The organism is Rhodovulum viride (assembly GCF_003265965.1).
In the GTDB taxonomy this organism is placed as follows: domain Bacteria; phylum Pseudomonadota; class Alphaproteobacteria; order Rhodobacterales; family Rhodobacteraceae; genus Rhodovulum; species Rhodovulum kholense.
Map to the genome: position 1 here is coordinate 39802 of NZ_MUAV01000022.1, position 18074 is coordinate 57875.

Annotated in this window: 16 protein-coding genes; 11 read left to right on the plus strand and 5 right to left on the minus strand. The window is 69.0% G+C overall.

The genetic code is table 11. The annotated features are described in order from the left end of the window. Nucleotides 1–109 precede the first annotated feature (109 nt). Entirely contained in the window at nt 110–3055 is a 2946-nt protein-coding gene (locus BYZ73_RS16345) for a GGDEF and EAL domain-containing protein (RefSeq protein WP_146746320.1), read from the plus strand. 21 nt (nt 3056–3076) lie between these two features. Here BYZ73_RS16345 and BYZ73_RS16350 read toward each other — a convergent pair whose 3' ends face one another. The 4 genes from BYZ73_RS16350 to BYZ73_RS22835 form a co-directional block, all read right to left on the minus strand. Next, nucleotides 3077–4327, minus strand: coding sequence for a TRAP transporter large permease (locus BYZ73_RS16350; RefSeq protein WP_112316768.1), 1251 nt, complete (start codon nt 4325–4327; stop codon nt 3077–3079). Further along, nucleotides 4324–4827, minus strand: a complete 504-nt coding sequence (locus tag BYZ73_RS16355) for a TRAP transporter small permease (RefSeq protein ID WP_220086853.1) — start codon at nt 4825–4827, stop codon at nt 4324–4326. The genes BYZ73_RS16350 and BYZ73_RS16355 overlap by 4 nt, the downstream gene beginning before the upstream one ends. A 1-nt stretch (nt 4828) precedes the next feature. Beyond that, nucleotides 4829–5824: a TRAP transporter substrate-binding protein gene (locus BYZ73_RS16360; protein WP_108028087.1), complete on the minus strand. Its 996-nt coding sequence runs from the start codon at nt 5822–5824 to the stop codon at nt 4829–4831. A 457-nt stretch (nt 5825–6281) separates the two neighbouring features. After that, the gene (locus tag BYZ73_RS22835; protein ID WP_181498084.1) at nt 6282–6440 is read right to left on the minus strand and encodes a hypothetical protein; all 159 of its coding nucleotides are present in this window, start codon (nt 6438–6440) and stop codon (nt 6282–6284) included. 101 nt (nt 6441–6541) lie between these two features. Between BYZ73_RS22835 and BYZ73_RS16365 the strand changes: the two genes are divergently transcribed. From BYZ73_RS16365 to BYZ73_RS16410, 10 genes are all read left to right on the plus strand, one after another. Further along, complete coding sequence (locus BYZ73_RS16365; protein WP_146746321.1) at nt 6542–7585, plus strand: hypothetical protein; 1044 nt, start codon at nt 6542–6544, stop codon at nt 7583–7585. A gap of 673 nt (nt 7586–8258) precedes the next feature. Further along, complete coding sequence (locus BYZ73_RS16370) at nt 8259–8546, plus strand: STAS domain-containing protein (protein ID WP_181498085.1); 288 nt, start codon at nt 8259–8261, stop codon at nt 8544–8546. A 31-nt stretch (nt 8547–8577) separates the two neighbouring features. After that, a complete protein-coding gene (locus BYZ73_RS16375) occupies nt 8578–8946 on the plus strand; it encodes a response regulator (protein ID WP_075787314.1) in 369 nt (122 codons plus the stop codon). Beyond that, entirely contained in the window at nt 8943–10913 is a 1971-nt protein-coding gene (locus BYZ73_RS16380; protein ID WP_112316770.1) for a chemotaxis protein CheA, read from the plus strand. The genes BYZ73_RS16375 and BYZ73_RS16380 overlap by 4 nt, the downstream gene beginning before the upstream one ends. Continuing rightward, complete coding sequence (locus BYZ73_RS16385) at nt 10910–11419, plus strand: chemotaxis protein CheW (protein WP_108028083.1); 510 nt, start codon at nt 10910–10912, stop codon at nt 11417–11419. Before BYZ73_RS16380 ends, BYZ73_RS16385 begins: the two co-directional genes overlap by 4 nt. Continuing rightward, nucleotides 11416–13116 carry a methyl-accepting chemotaxis protein gene (locus tag BYZ73_RS16390; RefSeq protein WP_112316771.1) on the plus strand — a complete coding sequence of 567 codons (1701 nt, stop codon included), beginning with the start codon at nt 11416–11418 and terminating at the stop codon, nt 13114–13116. The genes BYZ73_RS16385 and BYZ73_RS16390 overlap by 4 nt, the downstream gene beginning before the upstream one ends. Nucleotides 13117–13186: 70 nt before the next feature. Then, nucleotides 13187–13657, plus strand: a complete 471-nt coding sequence (locus tag BYZ73_RS16395) for a chemotaxis protein CheW (protein WP_108028081.1) — start codon at nt 13187–13189, stop codon at nt 13655–13657. 86 nt (nt 13658–13743) lie between these two features. Then, the gene (locus tag BYZ73_RS16400) at nt 13744–14625 is read left to right on the plus strand and encodes a CheR family methyltransferase (RefSeq protein ID WP_112316772.1); all 882 of its coding nucleotides are present in this window, start codon (nt 13744–13746) and stop codon (nt 14623–14625) included. Nucleotides 14626–14632: 7 nt separating this feature from the next. Beyond that, on the plus strand, nt 14633–15742 hold the full coding sequence (locus BYZ73_RS16405) for a protein-glutamate methylesterase/protein-glutamine glutaminase (protein ID WP_112316773.1): 1110 nt from the start codon (nt 14633–14635) through the stop codon (nt 15740–15742). Further along, nucleotides 15739–17475: a hypothetical protein gene (locus tag BYZ73_RS16410; RefSeq protein ID WP_112316774.1), complete on the plus strand. Its 1737-nt coding sequence runs from the start codon at nt 15739–15741 to the stop codon at nt 17473–17475. Before BYZ73_RS16405 ends, BYZ73_RS16410 begins: the two co-directional genes overlap by 4 nt. A gap of 36 nt (nt 17476–17511) precedes the next feature. On the opposite strand, the gene BYZ73_RS16415 is transcribed toward BYZ73_RS16410, so the two are convergent. Continuing rightward, on the minus strand, nt 17512–18054 hold the full coding sequence (locus BYZ73_RS16415) for a hypothetical protein (RefSeq protein ID WP_108028077.1): 543 nt from the start codon (nt 18052–18054) through the stop codon (nt 17512–17514). Nucleotides 18055–18074: the final 20 nt, after the last annotated feature.

An 18074-nucleotide genomic window follows, 5' to 3' on the forward strand; every position in this document is an offset into this window, starting at 1 on the left:
CCGGGAGAGGCCGTCGGTCAATGGCGAAGGCAGCGCCGACCACGCGACCGGACCGGCGGCGTCCGCCCCGACCGGCGCGTGCGTTCTGGAGCAGGCCGAAATCCTTCAGGTGGCGGCGGCTTCGGCCGGAATCGGTCAATGGTATGCCGAACTTCCCGCGACCGAGATCCGCGCCACAGGCGAGTATTTCAGGGCCCTGGGCTATGAGCCCGGCGAGATCCCTCTGGATGTGCAAAGCTGTGTCGACCGCATTCATCCCGAGGACCGCGCGAGCATCCTCAGCCAGATCGAGGCGGCGGTCCGGGGCGAGGTCGAGCGGTTCGGCTTCGATCACCGGCTTCGCTGCAAGGATGGCAGCTATCGCTGGTTCGCGGTCACAGGGCAGCTTTTCGCGGCGGCGGCCGGCGACCGGCGGGCGATCATCTGCGGCAGCCTCGTCGACGTCACCGATCTTAAACGGAACGAGATCCACGCGGCCGCGCTGGCTGAGGCCGCGCGCCATGCCGGCGAGCGGCTGAACGCGCTGGCCGACAACGCGCCGGTGGCGCTGTTCGAGCTGCGGCGCGATCTCGATGGGGGGCTGAGCGCCCCCTATTTCAGTGTCAAGCTGCCCGATCTGTTCGGCGTCACGGCCGCGGATCTTGCGCAGGACGTGCGCGCCGGGCTCCGCTGGATCCATCGCGACGACCTTGCCGCGCTGCGCGAACAGGCCCGGCGGTCGGCCGAGGACCTGTGCCCGGGGTCGGCGCGTTTCCGGCTGCGGCACCCCGAGCGGGGGATTCGCTGGTATCTGGGCTCGTCCCTGCCGACGGCGCAGCCCGACGGGACGGTGCTGTGGCGCTGCAGCGTGCTGGACATCACCGACGAGATCGCGGCAGAGCGGCGGGCGGCCAGGGCCTCGGCGGCTCAGCGTCTGGCCCATGAACGGCTGACGACGCTGGCCGAGAACTCGCCGGGCGCGCTTTTCTCGCTGCGGCAGGCGCGCGACGGCAAGATGCGCTTTCCCTATTTCACCTCGCGATTGCCCGACCTGATGGGGGTGCCCGGGACCGAACTGCGCAAGAGTGTCGGCAAGGCGTTCCGCCATGTTGCGCCCGAGGACGAGGCCCTGGTCGAGGACGCCTTCGCCCAGTCGCTGGAGACCGGCGCCCGGGCCGAGTTCAAGTTCCGGGTCGAGCATCCGCAAAAGGGAACGATCTGGCTTTTGTGTTCGGCCAGTCCGCTGCGCTCGGCCGACGGGGCGATGTGGTACGGCTACATGATCGACATCACCGAGCGGCTCGAGATGGAAAGCAGGGCGGCGCTGGCCGCGGCCGAGGCGCATGATGCGATGGACCGTCTGGCCTCGATCGCCGAGATCGCTCCGGTCGGGCTTTACGAAGCTCAGCGCGCGCCCCTGGGGGGGCTGAACTTCACTTATACCAGTGCCCATTTCAACGATCTTATGGGGTTTCCCGGCGGCGACGTTCAGCGGCTGCAGACGCATATCCTCGAGCGCATCCATCCCGACGACCTGCCCCAGTTCCTGGCCAATATCGAAACCACCTCGCAAACGCTGACGCTCCGCCGCCAGCGGTTCCGGATCTTCCATCCGGTCCGGGGCATGCGCTGGCTCGATGCCTCGGCGACCCCGCGCGAGGGGCCGGACGGGGTCCTGACCTGGCGCGGCGCGCTTTACGACGTGACCGCCGATGTCGAACGCGAAGCCGACCTGCGCCGCGCCCACGGCCTGGCCGAGAAGATGCGGATCGAGAACGAGCGGCAGGCGCTGCATGACGGGTTGACCGCCCTGCCGAACCGGCGGTTCTACGACCGGGTGCTGGCCGAGCGTCTGGCCGAGGCGGGGGCGGGCGGGCCGCGCGATTGCGTGCTGATCCGCATCGACCTCGACCATTTCAAATATGTCAACGACACGCTGGGTCATGAGGCCGGGGACCAGGTGCTGATCCGGGTGGCCGAGGTGTTGCGCGGTGCGATCCGGGCGGGCGATTTCGCCGCGCGGATCGGGGGCGACGAATTCGCCATCCTGCTGGCGCCGGGCATGACGCGGCGCCATGCGCAGGATGTGGTCGAACGGGTGCAGGCCCGGCTGGCCGAACCGATGCTGTATCGCGGGCGCCCCTGCCGGTTCGGCGCGAGCTTCGGCATCGCCCTGTGCGACGACATCTGCAGCCCCGACAGCGACATCCAGCTGTTCGCCGATGCCGCGCTTTACCGCGCCAAGGCCAGCGGCCGCAGCCGGATGCAGTTCTTCACACGGGCGCTGCACGATTCGATCCTGAACGACCGGCGTCTGGCGGCCGAGATTCACGAGGCGCTGGAGCGCGACGAGTTCGTGCCGTTCTTCCAACCCCAGGTCTGCGCGATGGAAAACCGTCTGGTCGGGGCCGAGACGCTTCTGCGCTGGCGCCACCCGACGAAGGGTCTGCTGGCGCCCTCGGCCTTCATGCATGTGGCCGAGCAGCTGCGGCTGGTGCCCGAGATCGACCGCCTGATGATGGAGAAATCCCGCCAGGCGCTGGACCGCTGGCGCGCGGCGGGGCTGCATCTGCCCAAGATCAGCTTCAATGTCAGTTCGGGCCGGATGCACGACCCGGATGTGGTCTCGGCCGCGCGAGCGATGCGCAGCGAGGACACCAAGGTGACCTTCGAGCTGCTGGAATCGATCCTGGTCGAAGAGGAAAGCGATGCCTTCCGCACCCATCTGGCCGCCGTGCGCGAGGCCGGGATCGACATCGAGATCGACGATTTCGGCTCGGGCCATGCCTCGATCATCGGACTGCTCGAGATCGCGCCGTCTTCGCTGAAGATCGACCGCCGCATCGTGGCGCCGGTGGCGCGCGACCTGCGGTCGCGCAATCTGGTGCGCGCGATCGTCGAGATCGCCGAGGCTCTGGGGATCGGCACCGTGGCCGAGGGGGTCGAGACCCCCGATCAGGTGCGCATCCTGCGGGGGCTGGGCTGTCAGGTGCTGCAGGGTTATCTGTATTCCCGGCCCGTCGACGAGGCCGGGTTCCTGGCCTATGCAACGGAAAAGCTGCGGCGGCGGGCCTGACCGGCCGCCGCCGGAAGGCCGTCAGCCCAGAAGCAATGGCAGATAGGTCACGAGGATCAGGACCGCGACCAGCACCGCCAGATAGGGCAGCACCGCCTTGGCGATGCGCTCCAGCCCCAGCCCGGTGACCGAGGAGGCGACATAGAGGTTGATCGCGACCGGGGGCGTGATCATGCCGATGGCAAGGCCCACGACGAGGATCACCCCGAAATGCACCGGGTCCACCCCAAGTTGCAGCGCCAGCGGCAGCAGAAGCGGCGTCAGGATGATCAGCGCCGAGGCGGTCTCGACGAAGATGCCGGTGACGAGGATCAGGACCAGCATCATCGCCAGCACGATCATCGGATTATCCGAGACCGACAGCACCAGCGCCCCGATGTGGGCGGGCACCTGCCAGTTCGACAAGGCCCAGCTGAGCGCGGCCGAGGCCGAGATCACGAACATGATGACGGCCGTGGTCACGCCCGAGCGGATCATCAGCCGGTAGATGTCCTTCAGCCCCATGTCGCGATAGATGAAGAGCGAGACGAAGATCGCGTAATTGACCGCGATGACCGCCGCCTCGGAGGGCGTGAAGAGGCCCGAAAAGATGCCGCCCAGGATGATGACCGGGGTCATAAGCCCCCAGAAGGCCGACACGAAGCTGCGCGCGATGGTTCTCAGCGAGAAGGGGGCGCCCTTGGGATAGGCCCGCCGGTGACCCTGCACCAGGGCCACGACCATCAGCCCGGTGCCCATGGCGATGCCGGGCAAAAAACCGTTCAGGAAAAGCGCCGAGACGGATTCCTGCGCGATCACCGCGTAGATGATCATCGGCACCGAGGGGGGGATCACGACGCCGATGGTGCCGCCCGCCGCGATCAGGCTGGCGGCCGAGGCCGGGTCATAGCCCTTGCGGGTGAGTTCGGGCACCAGGGTCGAGCTGACCGCCGCCGTCGTCGCCGCCCCCGAGCCCGAGATCGCGGCGAAGAACATCGCCGCCAGCACCGAGACGATGGAAAGCCCGCCCTTGAGAAAGCCGATCATCGCATCGGCCAGCGCCACCAGCCGGGCGCTGACCTTGCCCTCGGCCATGATGTCGCCCGCGAGGATGAACATCGGCACCGCGACCAGCGCGAAGGAGTTGATGCCGGAAAACATCTGCTGCGGCAGCACCAGAAGCGGCACGCCGCCGGCCTGCATCGCGACCATTGTCGCGCCGCCGATGGCCAGCGCCACCGGCAGGCCGAGGATCATGAACAGAAAGAAAAGCCCGAAAAGAAGCAGGCTCATTCCACCGGCTCCCCGGCATCGGGAAGGGCGCCGGTCAGCACAAGCCGCATCAGATCGGTCGCGGCGAGCCAGGCCATCAGGCCCGCGCTGACGGGGATGATCGCGTAGACATAGCTCATGGGCAGCCGGAGCGCGGCGGATTTCTGGAAGCTCTGCATCGCCATGTAGGTCTGGCCGACCCAGGCCAGGCTGATCAGGAAGGCCACGGCGATGACCAGCGCCAGCGCGGTCGCCGCGCGGCGTGCGGGGTCGGGCAGCCGCTCGACCAGCACGCCGACCGCGATATGGCGGTGCCGTTGCCAGGCCAGCGCCGCGCCCAGAAAGGTCAGCCCGATCAGCAGGAAGCGCGCGACCTCCTCGGTCCAGCCGACCGCGGTGAAGGCCACCCGCGACACGATCTGCAGCGTGATGACCGCGATCAGCGCCGCCATGCCCGCCGCGATCACGGGGGCAAGCACGGCGCCGATCGCGCGTTCGATCCGGCCGAGGAGGCTCAGCACGTCAGTTCAGCTCCGCCCGGATCCGGGTCAGGGTGTCACCGAACCTCTCGCCGTATTTCTCGTAGACCGGCGCCACCGCGTCCTGGAAGGCGGTCAGGTCGGGGGTCTCGTTCACCTCCATCCCGGCGGCCTTCAACTCGTCGAGCTGCTGGGCCTCCATATCGGCGTTGAAGGCGCGTTCGGTGGCCGCTGCGTCATGGGCGGCCTCGACCACGATCTGCTGCGCCGCCTCGGGCAGCTTCGACCAGGTCGGCATGCCCATCACGAAGACGGCGGGCGCATAGGTGTGTCGGGTCATGGTCATGTATTTCTGGGTCTCGTTCAGCTTGAACGAATAGACCACGCCGACCGGGTTTTCCTGCCCGTCGATGGTGCCCTGCTGCATCGCCGTCAGCGCCTCGGTCCAGGCCATCGGAATGGCATTGGCGCCCAGCGCGCGGAAGCTGTCGGTATAGACCGGGTTCTCCATCACGCGGATGCGCAGCCCGTCGAGATCGGCGGGCGTCGCCACCGGGCGCTTGGAGTTCGTGAGGTTGCGGAAGCCGCGCTCGGCATAGGCGAGGCCCTTGAGATTGACATCGGCCAGCTTGTCCAGCAGCTCTTGCCCGATCTCGCCGTCGAGCACCCCATAGGCAGCCTCGCGCGAAGGGAAGAGGAAGGGCAACTCGAACACCGCCATCTCCTCGACGAAGTTCGCGACCGGTCCGTTGGTGATCAGCCCCATGTCGATGCTGCCGATCTGCATGCCTTCGAGCAGGGTGCGTTCGTCGCCGAGCGTGGCATTGGGCACGATCTCGACCGAGATCTTGCCGCCGCTGCGTTCGGCCACCAGATCGCGGAAGGCGACGGCGGCCACCTGATAGGCGTCCTTCTCGTTCACCACATGGGCCAGCCGCAGGGTGACGGGCTTCATGCCGTCGAGATCGGCGGCCAGAGCGGGGCTGCCGCCAAGCGCCAGCGCGGCGGCCGCGGCGGACAGGAACGAACGTCTCTGCATCGGGGAGTCTCCTTCAGGATCAGCGGCGGGACCTTGGGCGATGTTACGCAGGGCGTCAACCGAACATGCCGATAATTGCGGCAGGCGCGGGCGGGTGGACAGGATGATTTGTCGGAGGGCGTGCCCGGATTTCGCCTTGATCGCGACAGACTGCTGCCCCGGGGTGGCATTATCCCGAATTTCAGAACAATTCTGCCGTGGCCCGCCAATCGATGCCCGATCTTTCACCGCCGATGCCGCGGCCGATGGCCAGGGCGCGTGCCGTCCCGGCCCGGGCGGTGCTGGCGGTCGTGACCCCGGCGGCGCTGATCCTGCGCCTGCCGCTGCTGTTGTGGGGGGCCGACGCGCTCGACCGGCAGGTCTTTCCCGACGACACCTATTATGTGCTGTCCATCGCGCGCAACATCGCGGCCGGTCTCGGCCCCACCGCCGATGGGACGGTGCCGACCACCGGGTTTCAGCCGCTGATCGTGGCGCTTTTGGTGCCGGTCTTCCGGCTGACCGCCGACCCGGTGCTGCCCGCACTGGCGGCGGCCGCCATCGGGGCCATCGCCGGGGCGCTGGCGCTGACCGGGTCATGTCTGGCGGCGGCCGGGGTCGGGCTGGTGCTGGCCACCGGTCCGGTCTTTGCACTGACCCATCCGAACGGGCTTGAAACCGCACTGGCGGCGGCGGTGCTACTGGCCACAGCCGTTGTGCTGGCCGAAACCCGGCCGGGTGCACCGATGCGTCGCTTCGTCGGGATCCGGGGGGCTGGCCGGGCTCGCGGTGCTGGCGCGGGTCGATGCGGCGGTGCTGCTGGCACCGGCGGGGATCTGGGCGGTTCGCGCGCTGGGCTGGCGCGGCGCGGGGCTCGCGGCGCTGACGGGATGTGCCGTGATCGCGCCCTGGGTCGGGATCTGCCTTTGGCTGACCGGAGATCCTCTGCCCGAAAGCGGGGCGGCGGTGGCCACGCTTGCGGCAGCCGACGGGTTCGACGGATGGATGACCTTCACGATGGGCGTGCTGGCCTTGGGCGCGGTCTGGCCCGACGCGGTCTTCGGCTGGTCGCCCGCGGCCGGGATCGCGGTCGCGGCCGTGCTCCTGCTGCCTTTGCTGGCGGTCCGGCGGGGACATTGTCCGCCGCTGGCGGCGGTGCTGGCCTTTGGCTCTCTTGCCCTGTTCCTGGCCTATACGTTGGGGCTTGGTGCGGTCTGGTTCTTCGAGCGGTATTTCTCGCCGATCCATTGCCTGGTGCCGGTGCTGGCGGCGGCTCTGGTGTTCGGGCGGTCCCCGCCCTTGGCGGTGCGTGTGCTTTGGGGCCTGGCCGTCCTCGCGCTTTGCGGCTTTGGGCTCTGGCGTCTCGCACCGGAGCTGAGCGATCCGGGGACCGAGCGGCTGCATGCCTTCGCGCCCCCCAGCGGCTATGGCGAGATGGCGCGCGACCTGCTGCCCGAGGTGCCGCCGGGCGCGACCCTTGGGGCGCTGCAAAGCGGGGCGCTTGGATATTTTGCGCCGCCGGGTCTGCGGGTGGTCAATCTCGACGGGGTGGTGAACGGTCCGGCGGCCGCCGCGCTGCGCGAGGGGCGGGTCTGTACCTATCTGAAGGCCGCCGGGGTCACCCATTTCGCCGATTGGGACCTGAACCGCGCCCTGCTTCTGCGCCGGGTCGACCCCGGCGCTGCGGTCGTCCTCGACCCGCTTCACCGGTCGGCCGTGGCGCAGGGTCGTCACCGCGTCACGCTTTACAGCGTCACGGCAGACTGCACCCCGCGACCCTGAGCCTCGCGATCTCCTGACATCCTGCCCCGGCCGCGCGGCGCGACACGCTGTGTCTGGCGCCGGATTCTCCCGGCGCGATTCGGAATTTCCTCTCGAAACCGGGGTCGACGCCGCCCGCGGCCGGGTGGGATCCCCCGATCGGCCGCTATTCAAAAAATGCATGATAGCTATGCGTTCAGAAATGTGGCGAGCGCAGGCCCGCTGCCCCGACTTCGCCACAGGTCGAAACGAAGGGTTACGCTGCCGACGGAGCGGAGTCCGGCGCTTCTGCAACGCAACGTCAGAGATCGGCGGGAAGAAATACCGTTTGGCGGCCGCCCGGGCGCGAGTCGGGGAATCGGATGTGCCGATCGCGCTTCGTTACCGCAGCGGGATCGGGCGCAACGTCACAGCGTCCGGCAAGCGAGAAAGAACGAGGCTTTTGAATTTAATCTTGCCGAAGGGCGGTTCTCGCCGCGGTTCGGTTTCCCTAGCGTCACCTTTTGGGGCGTTTTGGCCAAAATCCCAATTGCGGCATTTCCTAGGAGAACCAGAAAAATTTAGCGGACTGTCCGTTTGTCGCCCGGCGGCTTCTCATCCAGAACGCGAATGTCCGGAAACAGAACAGGCCTAAAACCTCGTCTTTTCCCGAACCCTGGACGGAGATGCAGAAATGGACCCGGAAACACCCGACATGATCGGAACGGGAGAGATTTGCCTGGCGCATGAGCTTGGACCGCGCGACGCGGCCGGCATCCGCGACCGGGTCCTGGCGGCCCTGCGCGGGGGCGGTGCCATCGTTGTCGACACGACCGAAGCGACCGGCATGCATGTGGCGATCCTACAGATATTGCTGGCTTTGGCCCGGGACGCGGCCCTGGCCGGCCGGCCGTTCACGCTGATCGCCCCGCCCGGCGGCGCCTGCGCGACCGCCTTCGAACGGGCCGGTCTCGACCTGCCGGGTCAGGCGCGCGCCGCCTGACCGGAACTCCCCCAGATCTTGGAGAACTGCAATGTCAAAGACGATCCTCGCCATCGACGACTCGCCGTCGATCCTTCAGATGGTGGCGCACACCCTGACAACCGCAGGTTATCAGGTGATCGAGGCGGTCGACGGGGCGGACGGCTATGACAAGGCCGTCGCCAACCGGATCGACGCGGTCATCACCGACCTGAACATGCCCCGGCTGAGCGGGCTCGACTTCATCCGCAAGTACCGCACCCATGCCTCGAGCGCGGGCGTGCCCATCGTGTTCCTGACCACCGAGACCGATGACGGGCTGAAGCGCGAGGCCAAGGAAGCCGGGGCCACCGGCTGGATCGCCAAGCCCTTCAAGCAGGACCAGCTGCTGGCCGTCGTGAAGAAGGTCGCCGGAGCATGACCCTGTCCTCCGATCCCGCCGAGACCTTCCGCCAGGAGGCGCGCGACCTTCTGGACACGCTGGAACAGACCCTTCTGGATCTGGAACACGACCCGGGCGACAGCGCCCTCGTCGATGCAAGCTTCCGCGCCATGCACACCCTCAAAGGGTCGGGCGCGATGTTCGGCTATGACGAAGTGGCCGATTTCGTGCATGAATTCGAGACTGCCTTCGACCGCGTCCGCAAGGGCAAGGCGGCGATCAGCCCGGGTCTGGTGGTGATCGCGCTGGCGGCCAAGGACCATATCGCCGATCTGGTCGGCGAGCCCGGCCGGCATGCTGCGAAGGGCGCGCCGATCCTCGAGGCGCTGCGCAACACGGTCGATACCGGCCGGAATGCCGGCTCTGCCGCGCCCGCCGGAACGGCCCCGGCCGCCGGGGCGCCCGCTGGCGGGGTGCGGGTGCGGTTCCGGCTGCCGTCCGATGCCATCGCCTTCGGGACCGATCCGCTCTTGCTGCTGGACGAGATGCGCGAGCTGGGGGCCGACCGCGTGGTCGGGCTGACCGACCGGCTGCCGCCGCTCGACGAGCTCGATCCGAACGGGACCTATCTGGGCTGGGAGGTCACCTTCGAGGCCGGGATCTCGGCCGAACAGATCGACGATGTCTTCCTCTTCGTGCGCGACGGCATGGAGCTGACGCTGGAACCGCTGCAGCCGCCGCAGGCGCCGAAGGACGCGTCCGAGGCGGCGGCATCCGCCGACACGGCCCGGCGCGGTCGCGACGCCGAGGGCCGCGCCGCCTCGTCGCTCCGGGTGCCGGCCGAGCGGCTCGACGAGCTGATGGACCGGGTCGGCGAGCTGGTGATCGCCCAGTCGCGGCTGGCGCAGATCGCCTCGGCCGGGGACGACCTGAACCTCAAGGCCGTGGTCGAAGAGCTGGAACGGCTGTCCTCGGGCTTGCGCGACACCACGATGGGCATCCGCATGGTCCCGATCGGCACGCTGTTCTCGCGCTTCCGGCGGCTGGTGCACGACCTCTCGGGAGAACTGGGCAAGGAGATCGACTTCGTCACCAGCGGCGAAGAGACCGAGCTGGACAAGACCATGATCGAGCGGCTGGCCGATCCGCTGGTCCACCTGATCCGCAACGCCATCGACCATGGCGTCGAGGGGCCCGAGGCGCGCGGCCACGCCGGCAAGCCTGCCCGTGGCCGGGTGCGCCTGTCGGCCGCCCATACCGGGGCCGAGGTGGCGATCTCGATTGCCGATGACGGGGCCGGGCTCGACCCGGCGCGGATCCGCGCCAAGGCCGAACAGAACGGCCTGTTGACGCCCGAACAGAAGGTGACCGATCAGGAGCTTTACCAGTTCGTGTTCCATCCCGGGTTTTCGACCGCAAGCCAGGTCACCTCGATCTCGGGGCGCGGGGTCGGCATGGACGTGGTCAAGCGCACCATCGAGGGCCTGCGCGGCACCATCGACCTGACCAGCACGCCCGGTCAGGGCACGGTCGCAACGCTGCGCCTGCCCCTGACGCTGGCGATCATCGAAAGCATGCTGGTGCAGGTCGGGGCCGGCCGCTACGCGATCCCGCTCTCGGCGGTCGAGGAATGCGTAGAACTGCCCGCCGCGCAGGATGGCAAGGCTGCCGGGCGCAATTTCCTGAACATCCGCGGGCGGCTGGTGCCGTTCCTGCGGTTGCGCGAGCTGTTCAAGACCCGGGCCGAGCGGGCCGAGCACCAGAAGGTGGTGATCGTCTCGGCGGGCGAGGCGCGGGTCGGGCTGGTGGTCGACCAGATCATCGGCAACAGCCAGACCGTCATCAAGTCGCTGTCCAAGCTGCACGCCGATGTCGAGACCTTCTCGGGGGCGACCATCCTCGGCGACGGCACGGTGGCGATGATCCTCGATGTGAGCGCGCTGGTCGGCTTCGGCCAGGCCTATGAAAGCCGCCTGCGCGGCGAACAGCTGGGGAGGGTGGCATGAGCGCCGTCGACAAGCCCACCGGGCCCGCCGCGATGCGCGCCCTGACTGTCGGGCTCCAGGGCGAGGTCTTCGCGCTGCCGGCCGAAACCGTCAGCGAGATCCTCGACATGGTTCCCGTGACCGAGGTGCCCAATGCGCGGGCCTTCGTGAACGGCGTCATCAACGTGCGCGGCAAGGTCGTGCCGCTTGCGGATCTTCGGGTCATGTTCGGCATGGAGCGCACCCCGCCCGATGCCGATACCCGGATCGTCGTGACCGAGATCGACCTCGACGGGGAACCGGCGCTGGTCGGGATCATCGCCGACAAGGTGCACGACGTCACCGAAATCTCGGACGCCTCCGTCGAGGAGGCGCCGAAGGTCGGCATGCGCTGGCCCGCCGAATTCGTGCGCGGCATCGGCAAGCATGGCGACGACTTCATCATCATCCCGGACATGGGCCGGATCTTCGGATCGAAGGGGGATCGCGATCCGTCCTTCGCCACGGACGAAAGGAAAGCGAAATGACACTCTCTCTCAGGGCCAAGCTCGCCCTCGCCTTCGGCGCCCTGCTGCTGTTGATCAGCCTCTTGGGGGGCGTTGCGATCCTGCAGATGAACCGGATCAACGCGCAGTCGACGATCATCGCCGACAACTGGCTGCCCAGCGTGGACGAGGTGCGCAAGCTCGACACGATCATGGCCAAGTATCGCATCGGCGAGTATGCCCATGTTCTGGCCACCACCGAGTCCGAATTCGAACGGATCGAAACCTATATCGACGGCGTCCGGGCCAAGCTTGACGCCAGCCGCGCCGCCTATGAGGCGCTGATCATCGCGCCCGAGGAACGGCAGCTTTACGCCCAGTTCAACGAAAGGCTGACGAACTATCTCGAGAACTCCAAGCGCATCCTGCGCTATTCGCGCAACAACCAGAAGGACCTGGCTGGCCGCGATATGAGCGACTCTCTGGAACTGTTCGATGCGGTCACGGCCGATCTGACGGAACTGGTGGCCTTCAACTCGAACGGAGCGCGTGCGGCCAGCGCGGAAGGCGACGAAGCCTACGCGACCTCGCAGAAGGTGGTTTTCGGGGTGATCGGGCTGGCGCTGCTGGTCGGCATCGGTACCGCGATCTTCCTGATCCGCAACATCACCCGCGCCCTGGGCGGCGAGCCCGACTATGCCCGCGACGTGATCCGCGAGATCGCCAGCGGCAATCTCGAGGTCAAGGTGGCGACCCGCGAGGGCGACCGCGACAGCCTTCTGGCGGCCGCGCGCGACATGGTGGCCAAGCTGAAAGAGGTCATCACCGAGGTCGCGGTCTCGTCCCGCAACGTGGGCTCCGGCAGCCAGGAGATGTCGGCCGCGGCCGAGCAGCTGGGCCAGGGCGCGACCGAACAGGCCTCGTCGACCGAGGAAGTGTCGTCCTCGATGGAAGAGATGGCGGCCAACATCAAGCAGAACGCCGACAACGCCTCGCAGACCGAGAAGATCGCCCGCCAGTCGGCCGGCGACGCCAAAAGCAGCGGCGATGCCGTGGGCAAGGCGGTCAAGGCGATGGAGACCATCGCCGAGAAGATCCTGATCGTGCAGGAAATCGCCCGTCAGACCGACCTTCTGGCGCTGAACGCGGCGGTCGAGGCGGCGCGGGCCGGGGAACATGGCCGCGGCTTTGCGGTGGTGGCCTCGGAAGTGCGCAAGCTGGCCGAACGCAGCCAGGCGGCGGCGCAGGAAATCTCGGGCCTGTCGGGCGATACGGTCAAGGCCGCGCAGCAGGCGGGCGAGATGCTGACCCGGCTGGTGCCCGACATCCAGCGCACCGCCGAACTGGTGGCCGAAATCTCGAATGCCAGCCAGGAACAGAATGCCGGGGCCGCGCAGATCAACGTCGCGATCCAGCAGCTCGACAAGGTGACCCAGCAGAACACCTCGGCTTCCGAGCAGATGGCGGCCACCGCCGAAGAGCTGGAAAGCCAATCGAGCCAGCTGCAGCAGGTCATCGGCTACTTCCGTGTCGCGCTGGACGACATGGCCGGGCGTGCGGGAAGCCATCATGCGGCGTCGCGCGGACGCCGGTCGGACAGCTCGCCGGTCGAGGACGCGATCCGCAAGACCGCCGCGCCCGCCCGGCGGCGCCCGTCCCAGGCCTCGGGGGGCTTCATGCTCGACATGGGCGGCGATGACGACATCGACGGGCAGTTCGTGCGCTCCGGCGCCGCCTGAGCCGCCCTGTTCCTCAGTTCCGGCCGCCTCGCCGAGGCGGCCGGTCTCCGACCGATCCCGGGAGATCAGAATGGCCGACCAGACCCAATATGTGACGCTCGGCGCCGCCGACAGTCTTTTCGCCGTGCCCGTCGAACGGGTGCAGCAGATCCTTGAAACCCAGCCGATCGCGGCGATGCCCCATGCGCCCGCCGACTTCCTGGGCATGATCGACGTGCGCGGGCAAAGCGTGCCGGTGATGGACCTGCGCAAGCGCCTGGCGCTGCCCGCCGCCGAGGACAGCCACAGCACCCGGATCATGGTGCTGGACGCCCGCGTGGGCGAGGCGCCGCGCCGGATCGGGCTCAAGACCGACCGGGTGTTCGAGGTGACCGCGCTCGATGCCGACACGATGGAGGCGCCGCCCGATCTGGGCGCGTCCTGGCGCACCGAATTCGTCGCGGGCGTCGGCCGCCGCAACGGGGCCTTCGTGACCGTTCTCGATCTCGACCGGCTGTTCGCCGCGGCCGATCTGCCCGCCGCGTCCGGCGTCGCCGCCTGAGCCCCTGACTGAGCCCCCGCCCATCCCGGGTTTTCGACCGCGTCGCGGACCGCCCGGCCCTTCATCCCCCTTTCACGGAGCCCGCCATGCCTGCCTCTTCGCTAGCCCTGAGACCTACCGGCGGTGCCGATGACGGCGACCGGATCGACGACACCAGCTTTTCGCGCATCGCCGCGCTGGTGAACCGCCAGACCGGGATCCGGCTGCCGCCGTCCAAGCGCATGATGGTCGAGGCCCGGCTGCGGCGGCGGGTTCGGGCCTGCGGCCAGCCCAACCTTGCCGCCTATTGCCGCTTCCTGTTCCACGAGGGCGGGCTCGACCGCGAGGCGTTGCACCTGATCGACGTGGTCACCACCAACAAGACCGACTTCTTCCGCGAACCCGACCATTTCCGGTTTCTGGCCGGACCCGGGCTCGACGCGATGCTGGGGCGGGCCGGGGGCGGGCGCCGGACCCGGCTGAAGCTCTGGAGCGCGGCCAGCTCGATCGGGGCCGAGGCCTATACCATCGCGATGGTGCTGGCCGAGGCGGCGGCGCGGGGGCCGGGCTTCGACTTTTCGGTGCTGGGCACCGATATTTCGACCAGTGTGCTGGCCCATGCCAAGATGGCGATCTATCCAACCGCCTTCGCGGCCCCGGTGCCCGAGGCGCTGCGGCAGCGCTATTTCATGGAGGCGCGCGATCCCCAGCGTCAGGAAATGCGGGTGGTGCCCGAACTGCGGGCGCGGGTCTCGTTCGCGCGGCTCAACCTGATGGACACGCGCTATGCGGTCGACAGCGATTTCGACGCGATCTTCCTGCGCAACGTGCTGATCTATTTCGAACGCGACGTGCAGATCGCCGTGGTCGGGCGGCTGATCCGGCATATCCGGCCGGGCGGGTTCCTGTTTCTCGGCCATTCCGAAAGCGCGATCGGGGCCGAACTTCCGCTGCGCCAGCTCGCGCCCGCTACCTTCCAGGTCGAATGAGGACGCCATGACCTTCCAATCCAGCTTTTCCGGCAAGAAATGGCGTGTGCTGATCGTCGACGATTCCGCCTCGGTGCGGCGCGTGCTCAGCGACATCATCGCCAGCGATCCCTGTCTCGAGGTGATGGGGACCGCCGCCGACCCCTATGCCGCGGCCGAACGGATCGGGCGCGAGCTGCCCGACGTGATTTTTCTGGATATCGAGATGCCGCGCATGGACGGGCTGACCTTCCTGCGCAAGATCATGGCCCAGCGTCCGCTGCCGGTGGTGATCTGTTCCAGCCTGACCGAAGAGGGCTCGTCGGCGCTGATGGCGGCGATGGAGGCGGGCGCGGTCGATGTGGTGACCAAGCCGCGCATGGGCTCGGTCGAGTTCCTGCAGCATTCGCGGATGATGATCTGCGACACCGCCCGCGCGGCCGCCCAGGCCCGGATCCGGCCGGTGCGCGCGCGGCGCATGGAGGTCGAGAAGAAGCTCAGCGCCGATGCCATGCTGCCCGCCCGGCCCGGGCGCGGCCCCTCGGTGGTCGCGGCCGAACGGATCGTCTGCATCGGCGCCTCGACCGGCGGCACCGAGGCGATCCGCGAGGTGCTGGAGGCGCTGCCCGCCGACTGTCCGCCCATCGTGATCGTCCAGCACATGCCCGAAGGCTTTACCGCGGCCTTTGCCCGGCGGCTTGACGGGCTGTGCGCAATGACTGTGCGCGAGGCCCGAGACGGAGACCCGATCCTGCCCGGACAGGTGCTGATCGCGCCGGGCAATCGCCACATGATGATCGCGCGGGCGGGCGCCCATGCCCGCATCGTCATCGCGGACGGCCCGCCGGTCTGCCGGCACCGGCCCTCGGTCGACGTGATGTTCCGGTCTGCCGCGCAGCAGCTGGGCAGCGGGGCGGCGGGCATCCTGCTGACCGGCATGGGCGATGACGGCGCGCAGGGCCTGCTGGAAATGCGCCAGACCGGCGCCGCGACCGTCGCCCAGGACGAGGAAAGCTCTGTGGTCTTCGGCATGCCGAAAGAGGCCATCGAACGCGACGCGGCCGCCCGGGTCCTGCCGCTGTCGCGCATCGCGCCCGCGATCCTGCAATTCTGGGCCGGGTCCGGGGGTGCGCGATGAGCGCGGCGGCTGCCTGGCTCCGGGTGGTTCCCGCCGACCCGCCCGGGTCCACGGTCCTCGACGAGATCGTTTCGGGCCGGTTCGCAGTCGACATTGCCGGGCCGCGGCAGGCCATCGAGCAGGCCTTTCTGGCGATGGGCAGCGGTCTGATGGCCGGGGCGCATCTGCTGAGCGACATCTCGGGCGCGCATCGCGACATGGCGCTGGAATTCGAGGGGCCGGCCTTCTTGCAGGGGGTCGCGCAGATCAGCCGCCTGCGCGACGAGGTCGGCCGGGTGCTGGAGGGCATCACCACCGGCGACGCGGAAATCGCCCGGCTGGCCGAGACCACCAAGCAGGTGCGCGCGCCGCTGGAACAGATGGATTCGGCCATCCGGCTTCTGGGGCTCGTCGCGGTCAACGCCCGCATCGTGGCGGCGGGCATCGAGTCCGGCCAGAGCGACCTGACTGCCTTCACCAGCGAGATGGCCGGGATCGCGGCCGAGGCCAAGGCGGCGGTGCGCTCGATCGCGGAGGTGCATGAACGGGTCTGCCGCACCGTGGCCGAGACCCGGCGCACCCAGACCGAGTTCAGCCGCGGCCATTACCGGACCATGGCCGCGATCCGCGACCGTCTGGACGAGGACCTGCGCAGCATCGAGGCCCAGCGCGCCCAGGCGGCGGAGCATGCCGACAAGTCGGCGACGCTGGCGGCGGGCATCGGTGCCCAGGTCGGCGAGGCGGTCGCGGCGGTGCAGGCGGGCGACATGACGCGCCAGCGGCTGGAACATATCGAGACCATCCTCGACCGGCTGGCCGATGCCGCCGAGGCCGACCGGCTGGCGCGGCTTCTGGGGCCGCTGGCGGCGGCCGAGCTGGGCGCGACCCATGCCGATTTCGTGGCCGAGGTCGCGCATTTCGTCGAGGCGCTCGAGGCGATGCGGATCGATGCCGACGAGGTGCTGCGCGCCGGGACCGAACGCGCCGGGCGGACGCTGGCGGCGAGCGGCGAGGCGCTGGCGGCGCTCGTCCGGGACTTGCGCTCGATCGGCCCGCTGCTGGACGACGATGCCCGCAACCGCGAGACCGCCCGCCAGCTGGGCGAGGGCGCGGCCGATGCGATGAACCTGATGATGTCGCGGATCGACGTCCTGGAACGCACCGAACATGACGTGCGGCTGCTGGGGCTGAACATGGCGATCCGCTGTAGTGGGCTTGGCGACCGGGCCAGCGGGCTTCGGGTCATCGCCAAGGAGCTGAGCGGCGTCGCGGCCGATACCAGTGCCGCCGCCGCCCAGATCCGCGACATCCTCGACGGGGCGCAGAAGACGGTGGCCGATACCCGGCGCCGGACCGCCGAGGGCGGCGGGGTCGAGGGCGATCCGGCGGCCGCAGCGAGTGATCTCGAAACCGTGCTCGACCGGCTGCGGTCCCATGGCGCGACACTGGCCGAGGCCTGCCCCCGGACCATCGCGATCCTCGACGAGACCGCCGAGCGCGCTCACCGGGTCAGCGCCAGCGGCGATGGCTGGCCCGCACTGGTGGCGCGGCTGGAAACCCTTGGCGGGACGCCCGACCCGGACGAGGTGGCGGCCTTCGGGGATCTGCTGGCCGGGCTCCGGCGGGTCTATACGATGCAGCAGGAACGCCGGATTCACGACGCCGTGCTGGGCCTGCCCACGCCCCAGGGCGAGGACGAGCCGCCCGCGGCCGACGGCGGCGACGCGGACGACATCGACGGGTTCCTGTTCTGACGCGACCCCCGCGGGGGCCGTGGCAGGGGTCCGCGATCAGGCGGCGCGGCGGCGCAGGGCGACCCCCGGCAGCGCCAGCGCGGCCAGCAGCATCGGCAGCGTCGCGGGCAGCGGCACCGGGGCGGGCGCAGTCTGGGCCGACAGGGTCAGCCGCGCGGTCGCGTAGATGTCGGCCGTGGCGCCGAACGGGTCCGGGATCGGCGCGTCGAAATGCAGCTCGGCCAGCACGGTGCCGCCGAACAGATCGGCGGCGCTGCCGGTCGCGGTGAAGACGAAGCGCAGGTCGTCGACGCCGTCGAAGCTGTAGCTGTCGGCCTCGCCATAAAGCGCCTCGTCGCCGTCCTCGGTCAGTACGGTCAGGACGAAGGCCGGGTTCCAGAGCCCCGAGACGCCGCCGAAGATCCCGGCATAGAGCGGGCTCAGCGAGGTGTCGTCGAAGACCGGGGCATTGGCCTCGGCGGTGATATCGCCGCCCATGAACAGGACGTCGGCGGCGGTATCGGTGAGGGTGGCGCTGAAGCCGGGGGTGGCCAGCGCAAGCGCGGTGGCGGCGGCGAGAACGGGCATCGGCAGGGACATAACCTTCAGGTCTCCTTGGA